Origin of the sequence: Sphingomonas morindae (assembly GCF_023822065.1) — a bacterium.
Classification (GTDB): Bacteria; Pseudomonadota; Alphaproteobacteria; order Sphingomonadales; family Sphingomonadaceae; genus Solisphingomonas; species Solisphingomonas morindae.
Window position 1 is genome coordinate 3327810 of sequence record NZ_CP084930.1, and the last position, 14488, is coordinate 3342297.

The window sequence follows — 14488 nt, forward strand, 5'->3', positions numbered from 1 at the left end:
ACAACCGTGCCGCTAAGCCGCTGACCTGAAATCAGGAAAGGGGCTTTGTGCGGACTCGTTGGATGCTTTGGCCGGCGCTGGCCCTCTGTGCCCCCGCGGCCGCGGCGGTGCAGGTCCCGCTCGACCTCACCGATCCCGCGCTGGCCGCCAAAGTCGCGCCCGCCGCGCCCTTGGCCGCGCCCCCGCGCCCGACGCTCGCGCCCGGCGCGGCGGTGGGATCGGGCGGGCTGGTGCTGCCCGGCGTGGCCGTCGCGTCGATTCGCGTCGCCGGCGGCGAGGATCTGCCCAAGGCCATGCTCGACGCCGCCATCGCCCCCTTTGTCGGCCACCGGCTGACGGTCGACGATATGCGCGATCTGCTCGCCGCCGTTTCGGGCGTGGCGCGCGCGCAGGGCTATGTCTTCGCGCGCTCGACCGCGCCGGCGCAGACGCTTCCCGCGGGCCTGCTCACCATCGCGCTCGACAAGGGCCATATCGACGACGTGCGCCTCACCGGCGCGCGCAACGCCGCCGCCCAGGCCATTCTCGATCGGTTGCGCGGCCATGCGCCCAAGCGCGCCGAGCTGGAGCGGGCTTTGATGCTGGCGCAGGATCTGCCGGGCGTCCGGCTCGGCGAGGCGCGGTTCGCGCGCGAGGGCGACAGGGGCGTGCTGATCGTGCCGATCGCCTATGATCGCGTCGCGGGCCATGCCTGGACGGACAATTGGGGCAATCACGCGCTCGGCCCGCTGCGCGCCTCGGTCGCCTTCGACTTCAACGGCGTGTTCGACGATCGCGATCAGCTCAGCGTCTCGGATCTCGCCACCCCCGCGCAGCCGCGCGAATTGAACGTGATCTGGGCGCGCTATGCGCACCAGCTCAACGCCAGCGGCACCGAGCTTGCGGTGTTCGGCGCCTATGGCCGCACCCGCACGGGCGGCATCTGGCGGCAATATGATGCCAATGGCCGCTCGATCACGACGGGCGCCTCGCTCGCCCAGCCGCTGGTGCGCGGGCGCAGCGTTTCGCTCTGGCTGAACGGCGAGTTCGATTATCTCGCGGTGGACCAATGGTTCGCCGGCGCCAAGGTGCGTCGCGACCGGCTCGCCACCGTCAATGTCTCGATCAACGGCTTCGCCCCGCTGGCCGGCGGCCGGATACGGGCAGGGCTGGGCGTGATCCAGGGGCTGGACGTGTTCGGCGCGACGGATCGCGGCGATCCGCTCGCCTCCCGCCCCGACGCCGGCGGCCGCTTCACCACCGCATCGCTCTGGAGCAATTGGACAGGCGACATCGCCGGACCGTTCAGCGCGCGCCTCGCGGTCGCGGCCCAGCTTTCGACACGGCCGCTGCTCGCCGTGGAGCAGCTTTCGATCGGCGGCCCGAGCTTCGGCCGCGCCTTCGATTTCAGCGAGCGCTCGGGCGATCGCGGCGTGCTCGGCTCGGCCGAACTCCAGGCCAAGCTGGTGGATCGCACGCACGGGCTGCTGCGCTGGGCGCAGCTCTATGGCTTCGCCGATGCGGGAACGGTCGGCAATCTGCGCAACGCCTATGGCACCGGCACGCTCTATTCGGCCGGGCTCGGCGCGCGCGCGCTGGTCTCCCGCTCGCTCCGGCTCGGTTTCGAGGCGGCCTTCCCGATCGGAACCACGCGCTACGAAACCGGCGATCGCACGCCCCGCCTCTCGGGAAGCGCCTCGATCAGCTTCTGACGGGCGCGCCCGGCAGAGATGACGCCGCGCGCGCGGTCACGCGGTCTGCGGCTGGAGCGGCCAATAGGTCGCGTAGCGTTCGTGCGCGATGCGGTGATAGGGGATCAGCCGGATCGGCTGCCCGTCCGCCGCGCGCAGGGTAAACTCCAGCGGTTGCGCGGTCGGGCGGATGGCGGCGGCCAGCGTCGCCGCATCGCCGGACAGGGCCGGCGGCGTGAAGGGCGTATCGTTATAGCCGCCATAGTTGCGCTCGTTCACGACGAGATCCGCGCCCGGCGCCAGCCCTGCCCGGCCCAGCGCGCCGGCCAGCACCAGCGGCCCATAGGTGAAGGCGACGATATCGGGCGATGCGGGCGCCTGCGACAGACCGACATGCATCGCCATCCGCATCTCGATCAGGTCGCCGTCCCGCCAAGTGCGGGCCAGCGTCAGATAGGAGCCGGGCGCGGACGAGCGCGCGACGCGCGCGTCATTCACCCATAGTTCGAGCTGCGGGCTCCAACGGGGATGGCGGAGCTTGAGCGTCAGCGCGGTGGGGCGCTTGAGCGTCCAGCGCAGCCGCGTCACGGGCTCGTCCGGAAAGCGGGTGGTCTGGGCGAGCACCGCGTCCTGCGCCGTCCAGCGCAGCGTGGAGGGGATGAACAGATTCACCCACAGCGTCTCAGCACCATCGTGGAAATATATGGAATCTCGGTATTTGACATGGTTTTCCATGCCCGTTCCGGTGCAGCACCAGAAGGAATGTTCGGGCGTGTGGTAGAGCTTCATATAGCCCGGCCGCGCGCCCTGGAAATAGGTGGCCATGCCCGTGTCCGGATCCTGCGAGGCGAGGATGCCGTTGTAGAGGGTGCGCTCGTAGAAATCGGCATAGGCCGCCTGCGGATCCTGCAGGAAGAGCGCGCGGGTGAGCTTGAGCATGTTGTGCTGGCCGCAGGTTTCCGACCCCTTGGCCGAAAAGACGTGGCGGCCGAAATCCGCCATGGGGAAGAAATGCTCGTTGTCGCCATGGCCGCCCGTGGCGAAGGAGCGGGTGAGCGCCACCGTCTTCCAGAAAAAGCCGGCCGCGTCGCGGTAGCGCGTGTCGCCGGTCGCCGCATAGACGCGCTCGAAGCCGATCACCTTCGGGATCTGCGTATTGGCGTGGAGGCCGTCGAGCCGATCCTGCCCCGCCGCCAGCGGAACGAGCAGCGCCTTGTGCGAGAAGCGCCCGGCGAGCGTGCGATACGCCTCGTTCCCCGTCATCAGATAGAGATCGGCCAGCACCTCGTTCATGCCGCCATGCTCGGTCTCGAGCATTGTCTCGAAGGCGGCGTCGGAGAGCGGCCTCGTCGCCACCACCGCCCAGTCCGCGAGCCGGATCAGGACGGCGCGCGCGGTGTCGCTGTCCGCCAGCGTCGCGCCGTCGCGCAGGCCGGCGAAGATCTTGTGCAGCGTGTACCAAGGCACGCCGCCGATCGGCTCGCCGCGCAGATGCGCCGCGATCAGCGCGGGGCCTTTGGGAAAGGCGCAGACCAGGCCGGTACCCGACGCCGCCTGACAGGCGGCCAGTTCCTGCGCGATATAGTCGACCCGATCGCGGTAGCGGGGATCGTGGGTGGACCGCCAGGCGAGCGCGCAGGCCGAGAGATAATGGCCCAGCGTATGGCCCTGGCAGGCGATATCCTCCCAGAGCGGCTCCGATTCCCACCCGCCATAGACGGGGGCCTTGGGCGGCAGCCCGGCATTGACCCGGAAATTGTGGAGCATTCGATCGGGCTCCAGCCGCAGCAGATAGGCCTCGGTCCGGCGCTGCGCATGGAGGAAGGGACTCTCGTCGAGCGTCACCTCCGCCAGATCGAAGGGCTGGAGCGGTGGCGCCGCCGCCGCCCGGCCGGGCGCCGCGCGCGCGGCCGAGCCCCAGGCGATCGGCGCGGTGCCCGCCGCGATCAGCGCCGCCGCCGAGCCCAACAGCGCGCGGCGGCTATGGGCGACCCCAAAAACCCGCTCGGTCACTCGCCTCTTCTCCCTCTCCGCGTCGCCATCTTCCACCGGCACCGCCATCGATCAACCATTAACGTGCGCGCGGGCGGCGCGCCGGCCCGTCGGCCCGGCCCCGCTCAGTCGCGGAACAGGAGCGGCGCCATCTCGTGCAGACTGCGCCGCCAGGTGAGGAATTCATGGGCGGTGTCGGGCGAGACATAGAAGACGCTGTTGATGCCCGCCGCCTTGAGCGCCGCCGCATTGGCGCGCGGATCGCTGGGCGGGGCACCGGGCGGCAGCATCGTCCTGCCCCGATCCAGCTCGCGGCTGCCGAAGCTGACAAAGACGAGCCGGACCTTGTCCTTGAAACCGGGCCAGCGCGCGACATCGTCCATCGAGATGGTCCCGCCGCTCAGAAGGCCGATGGCGCCGAAGCGGTCGAGATGCGTCGGCGCGATCAGCTTGGTTTCGAAGCCGCCCATGGAGAGCCCCGCCATGGCCCGGTGCCGCGCATCGGCCAGCGTGCGGAAGTGGCTGTCGACATAGGGGATGAGTTCGTCCAGCAGCACCGTCTGGAAGGGCTTGATGTCGAAGCTGGCGAGGCCGCCGGGCTGGCCGGGATGGACGGTGTTGGTCATCCCATAGGTCATCACGATCAGGAAAGGCCGCGCCTTCCCCGCCGCGATCAGATTGTCGAGGATGAGATTGGCATGGCCCTGGTTGGACCAGGCCGTCTCGTCCTCGCCCCAGCCATGCTGGAGATAGAGCACGGGGTAGCGGGTCGCCTTGTTCGCGTCATAGCCGGGCGGCGTATAAACAAAGGCGCGGCGCTGCGTGCCCGTGCTGGGCGAGTTGAACAGGATCTGCTGCACCTGGCCGTGCGGCACGGGCTTAAGCGCGTAGAAATCGGCGTCGCTGGCCGGGATCTCGATCCCGCTCTCCCACCGCGTCGATCCGTAGAAATTGAGCGTGCCGGGATCGTTGAAGGTGCCTCCGTCCACGCTGAGATGGTAATAGTGAAAGCCCTGATCGAGCGGCCCTTCCGATGTGCCCATCCAGCTGCCGTCGGCAGTTTTGGTCAGCGTGGTGCCGCCCCGCCCGCCCAGGCCCAGGCTCACCGTCACCGACTTCGCCTCGGGCGCGACGACGCGAAAGCGCGCATAGCCCTGCGAATTGACCTGCGGATAGTCCTGGCCCGGCTGGTTGAGCGAGGAGGGCTTGAAATCCTCCGCCACCGCTCCGTTCGCGGGCTGGGCGGCGAGCGGCGTGGCGATCAGGCTGGCGGCGACCAGCGCGTACAGGCTTGTCTTCATCTCAGGCATCCTCCCAAAGGCCGCCGCGACCCTTGGTGGGAGCGCTAACGCCGTTGCGTTAGCGTTATCGCACCGCCTCCGCCGTCCCGCAACGAGGATCCGCGCCAGGCGCGTCGCTAGGTCATCAGCTGTTCGGGCCGGATCGGCAGATCGCGCAGCCGCACACCGGTGGCGTTGAACACGGCGTTCGCCACCGCCGCGGCGACCCCGATAATGCCCAGCTCGCCCAGCCCTTTCACGCCTTCGGGATTCACCGCCGGATCGTCGTCGGGCACCAGCACCACCTGCTGGCCCTGGATGTCGGCGGCGCACGGCACCAGATATTCGGCGAGGTCGCGATTGACATAGGCGCCGGTACGCGGGTCGATCTCGGTCTTCTCGAACAGGGCGGAGCCGAGGCCCCAGGCCATGCCGCCCAGATATTGGCTGCGCGCGGCGAGCGGATTGAGGACGCGCCCCGCCGCGAACGCCCCGACATGGCGCACCACGCGAAGCGCGCCGGTCGCCTGATGGACGTGCAGCTCGATCATGTGCGCGCCAAAGGCCCAGCCGATCCGATCGCCCGGCGCGGTAGCGAGCGTGATATGGCCCTGCGCCAGATCCTCCAGCACCGTCCCCTCGCTTCCGGGCGGCCGATAGCGCACCACCGTCTCCCGCGCGCCGGGCGGCTGGGCGACCAGGGCGGCGCAGGCCTCGCCCAGCGCGTTGGCGAGGCTGGTGGTGGTGGAGGATCCGCCCGAGATGCCGGCGGCCGGCAAAAGGGTGTCGCCCAGCGCCACCGTCACCCGGCCGATCGGCACACCCAGCCGCTCGGACGCGATCATGGCGAGCAGCGTATAGAGGCCGTTGCCGATCTCGTGATGCGCCGTCTCGATCCGCACCGCGCCCGCTTCGTCCTGGCGCAGGCGGAGCATCACCGGGCTGATCTTCACCGGCCGCGCGGCCGAGGCGCAGCCAAAGCCGATCCACCAGCCATCGCGCGCCAGCGTGCGGGGGCGGCTCGGCCGGCGCGACCAGTCGAACGCCTCGGCGGCGGCGTCGAAGCAGCGGAGCAGCGGACGCGTGGTGAAGGCCTGGCCGGTGACGGGATCGACCGCCGTCTCGTTCCGTCGCCGCAGCGCGATCGGATCGCACGCGAGCGCATGCGCCAATTCGTCCATCGCGCTCTCCAGCGCGAAGAGAAAAGGCACTTCGGGCGGCGCGCGCATCGGCCCCGGCGTATTGCGATCGACCCGGCCGAGCCGCTCCTGCGCCGCCACCGCCTCGGCGCCATAGAGCGCGGTGGAGACATCGCTGCCCTCCATCACGAAGCGATCGAAGCGCGAGCTGACCGAGGCCGCGTCATGGCCGATCCCGAGCAGCCGACCGTCCGCCGCCGCGGCGAGCCGCACGCGGTGCGCGGTTTCGCTGCGATGATTGGCGATGCTGAACTGGTCGCGGCGGCTGATCTCCAGCCGCACTGGCCGCCCGAGCCTGCGCGCCGCCAGCGCGCAGAGGGCGCTGTGCTGCGACAGAGCGAGCTTGGAGCCGAAATGGCCGCCGAGAAAATGGGCGACCACCCGCACCTGCGCCGGCGCGAGGCCAAGCTGCGCCGCCAGCCCGTGCTGCGCGGCCACGATGTGGCGGCTGGGCTCGAACACGGTCAGCTGGTCGCCCGCCCACACACAGGTGGTGCTGGGCAGTTCGATGGGATTATGGTGCTGGACGGGCGTGGTGTAGCGGCTGTCGATCGACACCGCGGCGGCGGCGAGCGCGGCCTCCAGATCGCCCCGGCGGCGATCATGATGCGCGGGATCCAGCGACGCCAGCGGCCTCGTCTCGCAGCGCGGATCCTCGAGATGCGGCACCGGCGGCCGGCTGGCGTAGCGGATGCGCAGCGCCGCGGCGGCCGCGCCCGCCGCCTCGCGCGTGTCGGCCACCACCAGCGCCACGATCTGGCCGGCATAGCGTATTTCCGGCGACGCCAGCGGCCGCCAGCTGCTGTTCGCCCAGCCGCCCGCCATGAGGTGATCCACCGGCCGGATCGCCTCCCCCACATCCTCGTGCGTCAGGATCAGGCGCAGGCCAGGCACCGCCATCGCCGCGTCGCGCGTGATCGACAGGATCTCGGCATTGGCCATGGGGCTGAGCACCACCACCGCATGCGCGACGCCCTCGGGATAGACATCGCCGGGATAGGCCGCCGTGCCGCACACCTTGAGCGGGCCGTCAATGCGGGTCTGCGGCGTGCCGAGCCGCACCACCGCCGCGTCGCGCGGCGCGGTGACGTCAAAGGGAGAAGCCGCGATCCGCCCGTCCATCCGCGTCTCCCTCCGGCCTCGGCTGGCCACCGGCCCTCAACGCGCGGACGCTACGGACCGCTCCACCTAAAGCATTGTTTCTGAGGCGCTTGCCGGCGGGGACTGATGCAAGCCTCGGCGCCCGAGCAATGTGCGCCGACGCGAGACGGCGCCAGGCGGCCGGGGAACAAGCATCCCGCCCGCGCGCTGCGGGCGCAGGATCGGCATGTCGGCGAGATCCGGCGGGCCGACCCGCTCTTGGACAAGGTGGGGCGCTTGGAAGACACGATTTTACTGCTGGTCGTCGGCGTCGCCGTGGCAGGCGTGTTCGGACAGTGGCTCGGCTGGCGGCTGAAGCTGCCCGCCATCATCCCGCTGCTCGTGATCGGCGCGATCGCGGGGCCGATCGCCGGCATCGTCAAGCCCTCCGACGCGCTGGGCGAGGTGATGCGGCCGGCGATCGGCATGGCGGTGGCGATCATCGTGTTCGAGGGCGGGCTCAACCTCAATCTCCGCGAGCTGCGCTCGGCCGGATCGGGCGTGTTGCGGCTGGTAGCGGTGGCGCTTCCGCTCAACTGGCTGTTCGGCACGCTGGCGGCGCATTATGTGGCCGGCCTGTCCTGGCCCGTCGCCATCCTGGTCGGCGCGATTCTGGTGGTGACCGGCCCGACCGTCATCATGCCGCTGCTGCGCCAGGCCCGGCTCGAGCCCCGCTCCGCCGCCTTCCTGAAGTGGGAAGCGATCGTCAACGATCCGATCGGCGCCACCATCACGCTCCTCGTGCTGAGCTTCCTCACGCTGTCCACGACGATGAGCAGCGGCGACGCGGCGCTCCAGCTGGCCTGGCGGACGCTGCTGGGCGGCGGCATCGCGGCGGCACTGGGCCTGGCGGTGCCGATCGGCATCCGCACCCTGTTCCGCCGCGATCTGGCGCCCGAATATCTCAAGACGCCGATCCTGCTCGCCGGCGCGCTCGGCGTCTATGCGGCGGGCGAGGCGATCCAGCCGGAAACCGGGCTGGTCGGCGCCACGCTGTTCGGCGTGGTGCTGGCCAATATCGACGTCACCGGGCTGCAGGAACTGCGCCGCTTCAAGGAATCGCTCACCGTCTTTCTCGTCTCGGGCCTGTTCATCCTGCTCACCGCCAATATCGATCGCGAGACGGTGATGATGCTGAGCTGGCCGATCGCGGCCACCACGGCGGCGATCCTGTTCATTGCCCGTCCGCTCGCGATCGGCCTCGCCACGCTTGGCGCGCGGGTCAGCTGGGCGGAGCGCCTGCTGGTGGGCTGGATCGGGCCGCGCGGCGTGGTCGCCGCCGCCATCGCGGGCGTGGCCGGCGAGCGGCTGGCCAAGGCCGGCTATCCGGATGCGCGGCTGGTGCTGCCGCTCGTCTTCGCGGTGATCGCCTCCACCGTGCTGCTCCACGGCCTGTCGCTCGCCCCGCTGGCGCGTCGGCTCAAACTCGCCAGCGGCGGCCGCGGCGGTCTGCTGATCGTCGGCGCCTCGGCCTGGACGATCGGCCTCGGCGAGGCGCTGCAAGGCAGCGGCATTCCGGTGCTGATGGTGGACCGCTCCGCCAATGCGCTGCGCGCGGCGCGGCTCGCCGGCCTGCCGACGCTGCGGGTGGAGGTGCTGTCGCTGGTGGGCGAGGAGGTGATCGACCTGCGCGAGTTCGAGCATCTGCTCGCCGCGACCCCGGACGACGCCTATAACGCGCTGGTCTGCACCCGCTTCGCCCCCGAACTGGGGCGCGAGCGCGTGTATCAGATCGCGCCCGACGAAAGCACCGGCCGCCACGCCGCCGCGCGCGAGTGGCGCGGCAAGATCGCGATCGGCTTCGATATGGTGCATCAGCGCCTGTCCGATCTGATGCAGGGCGGCGCCGCCTTCCTGGTCGAGCGCGCCGACCAGCGCGCGGTGTCCGAGGAGCCGAGCTGGCCGATCGCCAGCATCAGCGCCGGCGGCGAGTTCGCGATCGTCAGCCCCGAGCAGGATATGGCGCTGCCCAGCGAGGGCGCGATCATCGTGCTGCACCAGCCGGTGCTCGCCTCGGCGGCGCCCCGCTCGCGGCGCGGGCTCGCCCGCCTCCGCTGGCCGCGCCTCAAGGCTCGCGCCTGACACCGCCCGCGCACCGCGCAGCCGCCCATCCCATCGCCGGAGAGAGACAGGATGACCGATTTCGACCGCAGCGATAACCAGCACCGCCCGCCGCTGGCGCCGACCCAGCCCGCCCCGGCCACGCCGCTAATCGTGACGCCCACCTTTGTCAGCCGCGTCGACGACACGCCGCACGCGGCGCGGCCGCACGATCGCGGCGCGTCCAAGAGCCGGCACGGGCACGAGGTCCATTTTCCCGATTGGCACGCGGGCGCGCTGGCGCTGGAGGGCGATCCGAACCTCGCCTTCGAGCATTGGGACGAATATTGGCGCAAGGTGCATGGGCCCAAATTCGCGTGGGACGAGCCCGGCTCCTCCTCCGCGCGGGTGCTGCGCTACGATCAGGTGCATCGGATCGCGTCCGGCCCCTCCTCCGCCTTTCCGCCGCCCTATCGCGCCATGATCGACGAGACGGGGCATCTGCCCGCCGATCCCTGGCGGCGCGTGCCCGCCTTCAAGCGGCCGCGCTGGGACGGCCTCGCCTATATCGCCTATGCCGATGAGGCGGCGCTGCGGGAGACGCTGGCCCAGGACAAGTTCGCCCAGCGCATCATCGCCGACGAGCAGACCGCCTTCCGCATGGTGACCCGCGAGATCACGCGCGAGTTCATCCTGATCCCGAGCGCGCGCCATCGCGATCCGATCAGCCTCGTGCTCATCCACCAGCGCCGCCCCGAACACGCGCGCGAGGCCTTTCAGGAGCAGCTGCTGCACGTCCATGCCCCGCTGGTGATGGCGCAGGAGGCGACCCGATCGCTGGTGCGCCGCTATGCGCAGCTGCACACGATCGGGTCCACCCAGGCGGACCCGGAAGGCGCGAAGATCGACGCGGTGTCGATCCTGGCCTTCGCCTGCATGAACGATGTCGAGGATTATCTCGTCAGCGCGGATCACCGCGCGATCGCGGCCTCGCAGGATGCGCTCTGCGGGCCGGGATCGGAATGGTGGACCGCGATCAACTACAGCGTCATCAATCGCTTGGCGCCCGAAGTTGCGACCCCGCTCGGCTGACGCGGCGAAGCGCGCCCCGCACAGTCCGCGCGGACCCGCATGTCGGTTTGCGGAGTTTCGGTCAGGTCTGGCGGGTGCGACACCGCCGCATGAGGCGCTGGTGGCAGATTCCCCTTCCGATTTGGTGCGCCCAATCCGGGCCGGTTCGAGCGCGATCGAGCGACCGCGCGGCCGCTGGCGGCGGCGCGCCTGCGCGCCGTTGGCGCTGGCCCCGCTGCTCGGCGGCTGCGCGGCGCTGCGGCTGGGCGTGGTGAACCATGCCGGCCCCGTCGCGGCCGAGCAATGGCATCTCTACCTCATCGTCGCGGCGGTGCTGGTGTTCGTCGCCGGTCCGGTGCTGATCCTCGTGCCGCTCTTCGCCTGGCATTATCGGCTCTCCAACCGGCCCAACGCCTACCGGCCGGACTGGGGCTTTTCCTGGCCGCTGGAAATCCTGATCTGGGTTCCACCGCTCGGCATCGTCATCGGGCTGGGCTTCCTGCTCTGGTTCTCCACGCATCGGCTCGATCCGTACCGGCCGCTGCCCTCCACCCAGCCCCCGCTGGAGGTGCAGGCGGTCGCGCTCGATTGGAAATGGCTGTTCATCTATCCCGACCAGCGGATCGCGACCGTGAACCAGCTCGCCATCCCGGTGGGGCGCCCCGTCCATCTCAGCCTGACCAGCGGCACCGTCATGCAATCGCTGCTCATTCCCCAGCTGGCGGGCCAAATCTATGCGATGGCGGGGATGCGCACGCAGCTCAACCTCGCGGCCAGCCGCGCCGGCGTGTTCCGCGGCGAGAATACCCAGTTCAACGGGGAGGGATTTCAGGATGAAAGGTTCGACGTGCTGGCGCTGAGCCCCGAGGGCTATGCGCGCTGGATCGCCCACGCCCGCGCCGTGGGGCGTCCGCTGGACGAAGACGCGCTGCGACGGCTGCGGCAGCGCGCGGTCGAGCCCCGGCCCCGCGCCTTTTCGGCGGTGCCGCCGGATCTGTTCCGGCGCATGATGATCGCCAGCACCCGGGCGCCCCAGCCATGAGCGCGCCCGTTTGGCCGGCGCTGCTCGGTCGCTTCAGCTGGGACGCGCTGCCCTTCGTGCGCGCCTGGGCGCATCCCGACGCCAACGAGATCATCGGCGCCGGCGCCGGGGGGATGGTGGTGGCGGGCGCGCTGTTCGCGGTGGCGCTGCTCACCTATCTCGGCCGCTGGCGCTGGCTCTGGCGCGAATGGATCACCAGCCTCGATCACAAGAAGATCGGGATCATGTATGTGGTGCTGGCCTTCATCATGCTGGCGCGCGCGCTGATCGAGGCCAATCTGATGCGGCTTCAGCAGGCGAGCGCGATCAACGCGCCGGGCTTCGTGGCGCCGGAGCATTTCGCCGAGCTGTTCAGCACCCATGGCTCGATCATGATCTTCTTCATGGCGATGCCCTTTCTCACCGGGCTGATGAACTATCTCGTCCCGCTCCAGATCGGCAGCCGCGACGTGGCCTTCCCGCTGGTCAACGCGATCGGCCTGTGGCTGACCGCCGCCGGCGCGGCGCTGATGATGGCCAGCCTCGTGATCGGCCGCTTCTCCACCGGCGGATGGAGCGGCTATCCGCCCTATACCGAGCTGGCCTTCAGCCCCGGCACCGGCCCCGATTACTGGATCTGGGCGGTGACGCTGGGATCGGTCGCGTCGACACTCGCGGGGCTCAACATCGCCGTCACCCTCTACAAGATGCGATGCCCGGGCATGAAGCTGATGCGCATGCCGCTCTTCTGTTGGACGAGCCTGTGCACCGCGATCCTGATGGTGTTCGCCATGCCGCCGCTGACCGTGGCGACCGCGCTGCTCGCCCTCGACCGCTATCTCGGCTTCCATTTCTTCACCAACACGCTTGGCGGCAATATGATGAACTACGCCAACCTGTTCTGGATGTTCGGCCATCCGGAGGTGTATATCGTCATCCTGCCCGCCTTCGGCATCTATTCGGAAGTGGTCTCCACCTTCTCCGGCAAGGAGCTGTACGGCTATATCTCGCTCGTGATCGCGACCATGGCGATCGCCGTCCTCTCCTTCACGGTGTGGCTGCATCATTTCTTCACCATGGGGCAGAGCGCCGACATCAACGCCATTTTCGGCATCGCGACGATGACGATCGGCGTGCCGACCGGGGTCAAGATCTATAATTGGATCTGGACCATGTTTCGCGGCGAGGTGCGCTTCACCACGCCGATGCTCTACGCGCTTGCCTTCATGATGACCTTCGTGCTCGGCGGCCTCACCGGCATCATCCTCGCCTTTCCGCCGCTCGATTATCTGGTGCACAATACGCTGTTCCTGGTGGCGCATTTCCACAATATGCTGATCCCGGGCACGCTGTACGGGCTGGTCGCCGCCTACACCTTCTGGTTTCCCAAAGCCTTCGGCTTCCGCCTCAACGAGTTTTGGGGCCGGGTGGCGGTGGCGTGCTGGGTGATCGGCTTCTATCTCGCCTTCATGCCGCTCTACGTGCTGGGCGCGGCGGGGATGACGCGGCGCACCCAGGCGGTGCACGAAGCCGCCTACCGGCCGTGGCTCTACATCGCCGAGGTCGGCGCGGTGATCCTGTTCTGCGGGCTCGCGGCGCTGATCGTCCAGCTTTGGGTGAGCATCCGCGATCGCGATGCCAACCGCGTTCCGGTCGGCGATCCCTGGGATGGGCGGACGCTCGAATGGTCGATCGCGGCGCCCCCGCCCGAGTATAATTTCGCCCACATTCCGCATGTGGAGCGGCTCGACGCCTTCTACCACGACAAGCGCAGCCACGCGCCCTATGCCGCGCCGCCGCACTACAGCGCCATCGAGATGCCGCGCAACAGCCGCACCGCGCCGGTCCTCGGCCTGGCCGGCGCCGCCACGGGGTTCGCGCTGGTCTGGTATATGTGGTGGCTCGCCGCGGTCGGGGCGGTGGCGATGGTGGTGACGGTGATCGCGCGCAGCTTCGTCCGCGACACCGAGCGGACCATAACCGCCGAGGAGATCGAGCGGACCGAGCGCGCCTGGCTGGCGGAGGTCGCACGCGCCCGGCCGATCCCGCGCGAGATCGAAAACAGCACGGCCAATCAGGGCCTCGCCAAGGTGCACGCATGAGCATGGACGCGACCCGACACGCGGGACTGCCCGTGGATCATGGCGACGCCGAGGCGGAGATGGACGCTTCGCGCGATCTGTTCGGCTTCTGGGTGTTCCTGATGAGCGACGCGGTTATCTTCGCGCTGCTCTTCGCCACCTATGGCGTCATGCTCCCCGCCACCGCCGGCGGCCCGACGCCGGCGAGCGAATATAAGATCGGCCCGACCTTTCTGGAGACGCTGGTGCTGCTGACGAGCAGCCTCACCTTCGGCATGGCGACGGTGGCGCTGAAGCACGCAGCGCAGCGCCGGGCGTTGCTGGCCTGGATGGCGGTGACGCTGGCGCTCGGCCTGCTCTTTCTCGGGCTCGAGCTGCACGACTTCGCCGATATGGCCGCGCATGGCGCGGTGCCGGCGCGCAGCGGCTTTCTCTCGGCCTTTTTCGGGCTGGTGCCGCTGCACGGGCTGCACGTGCTGGCGGGCTGCCTGTGGATCCTGGTGATGATGGCGCAGCTCCTGATCTTCGGGCCGGATCCGCGCGTGCGGATCAACATCCAGAGGCTCGGCCTGTTCTGGCATTTCCTCGACATCATCTGGATCGCCATCTTCTCGACCGTCTATCTGCCGGGGCTGATCCGATGAGCGCGCCCGACGCGGCAAAGCGGCGGGCGATCCGCACCTATCTGATCGGCTATGGCGCCGCGCTGCTGCTGACCGGGGCCGCCTTCGCCGCCGTGCACTGGCCGGTGGTGGGGCCCCGCGCCAGCTTCGCGCTGATCCTGGCGCTGGCGCTGGTGCAGATCATCGTCCAGTTCCGCTGCTTCCTCCATATCCGGCTGAACCGCACGTCGCGGGACGATCTCCAGCTGATCCTCTTCTCGGCGCTGATCGTGGCGCTGATGGTGGGCGGCACGCTCGTCATCCTGTTCAATCTGCGCGGCCGGATGATGTAGCCGCCTGCGGCATCGAACCGGGGCCCCCTGCGTTTAGGC

10 protein-coding genes are annotated in these 14488 nt (G+C 69.6%); 7 read left to right on the forward strand and 3 right to left on the reverse strand.

Going from position 1 to position 14488, the window contains the following annotated elements:
* The first annotated feature begins 107 nt into the window (after positions 1–107).
* Positions 108–1691, forward strand: a complete 1584-nt coding sequence (locus tag LHA26_RS16110; RefSeq protein WP_252166587.1) for a ShlB/FhaC/HecB family hemolysin secretion/activation protein — start codon at positions 108–110, stop codon at positions 1689–1691.
* Between the two features lie 36 nt (positions 1692–1727).
* Here the strand turns inward: LHA26_RS16110 and LHA26_RS16115 are convergent, their stop codons facing one another.
* From LHA26_RS16115 to LHA26_RS16125, 3 genes are all read right to left on the reverse strand, one after another.
* Complete coding sequence (locus LHA26_RS16115) at positions 1728–3683, reverse strand: glycoside hydrolase family 127 protein (protein ID WP_252166588.1); 1956 nt, start codon at positions 3681–3683, stop codon at positions 1728–1730.
* Between the two features lie 104 nt (positions 3684–3787).
* The gene (locus LHA26_RS16120) at positions 3788–4963 is read right to left on the reverse strand and encodes an alpha/beta hydrolase-fold protein (protein WP_252166589.1); all 1176 of its coding nucleotides are present in this window, start codon (positions 4961–4963) and stop codon (positions 3788–3790) included.
* 116 nt (positions 4964–5079) lie between these two features.
* Positions 5080–7263 (reverse strand): xanthine dehydrogenase family protein molybdopterin-binding subunit, encoded by a 2184-nt coding sequence (locus LHA26_RS16125; RefSeq protein ID WP_252166590.1) that lies wholly within the window; start codon positions 7261–7263, stop codon positions 5080–5082.
* A 255-nt stretch (positions 7264–7518) separates the two neighbouring features.
* Between LHA26_RS16125 and LHA26_RS16130 the strand changes: the two genes are divergently transcribed.
* From LHA26_RS16130 to LHA26_RS16155, 6 genes are all read left to right on the forward strand, one after another.
* On the forward strand, positions 7519–9363 hold the full coding sequence (locus LHA26_RS16130; protein ID WP_252166591.1) for a cation:proton antiporter: 1845 nt from the start codon (positions 7519–7521) through the stop codon (positions 9361–9363).
* Positions 9364–9414: 51 nt separating this feature from the next.
* Entirely contained in the window at positions 9415–10413 is a 999-nt protein-coding gene (locus tag LHA26_RS16135) for a hypothetical protein (RefSeq protein ID WP_252166592.1), read from the forward strand.
* A 100-nt stretch (positions 10414–10513) separates the two neighbouring features.
* Positions 10514–11434: a cytochrome ubiquinol oxidase subunit II family protein gene (locus tag LHA26_RS16140; protein WP_252166593.1), complete on the forward strand. Its 921-nt coding sequence runs from the start codon at positions 10514–10516 to the stop codon at positions 11432–11434.
* Positions 11431–13515, forward strand: coding sequence for a cbb3-type cytochrome c oxidase subunit I (locus LHA26_RS16145; protein ID WP_252166594.1), 2085 nt, complete (start codon positions 11431–11433; stop codon positions 13513–13515). The genes LHA26_RS16140 and LHA26_RS16145 overlap by 4 nt, the downstream gene beginning before the upstream one ends.
* Positions 13512–14138 carry a cytochrome c oxidase subunit 3 gene (locus LHA26_RS16150; RefSeq protein ID WP_252166595.1) on the forward strand — a complete coding sequence of 209 codons (627 nt, stop codon included), beginning with the start codon at positions 13512–13514 and terminating at the stop codon, positions 14136–14138. Before LHA26_RS16145 ends, LHA26_RS16150 begins: the two co-directional genes overlap by 4 nt.
* Positions 14135–14449: a cytochrome o ubiquinol oxidase subunit IV gene (locus LHA26_RS16155; protein ID WP_252166596.1), complete on the forward strand. Its 315-nt coding sequence runs from the start codon at positions 14135–14137 to the stop codon at positions 14447–14449. Before LHA26_RS16150 ends, LHA26_RS16155 begins: the two co-directional genes overlap by 4 nt.
* Positions 14450–14488: the final 39 nt, after the last annotated feature.

Excerpts from the sequence above, each read along its gene's own strand:
- LHA26_RS16120 (WP_252166589.1), bottom strand. The coding sequence starts at position 4,963 with ATGAAGACAAGCCTGTACGCGCTGGTCGCCGCCAGCCTGATCGCCACG.
- LHA26_RS16125 (WP_252166590.1), bottom strand. The coding sequence starts at position 7,263 with ATGGACGGGCGGATCGCGGCTTCTCCCTTTGACGTCACCGCGCCGCGC.
- LHA26_RS16135 (WP_252166592.1), top strand. The coding sequence starts at position 9,415 with ATGACCGATTTCGACCGCAGCGATAACCAGCACCGCCCGCCGCTGGCG.
- LHA26_RS16145 (WP_252166594.1), top strand. The coding sequence starts at position 11,431 with ATGAGCGCGCCCGTTTGGCCGGCGCTGCTCGGTCGCTTCAGCTGGGAC.
- LHA26_RS16150 (WP_252166595.1), top strand. The coding sequence starts at position 13,512 with ATGAGCATGGACGCGACCCGACACGCGGGACTGCCCGTGGATCATGGC.
- LHA26_RS16155 (WP_252166596.1), top strand. The coding sequence starts at position 14,135 with ATGAGCGCGCCCGACGCGGCAAAGCGGCGGGCGATCCGCACCTATCTG.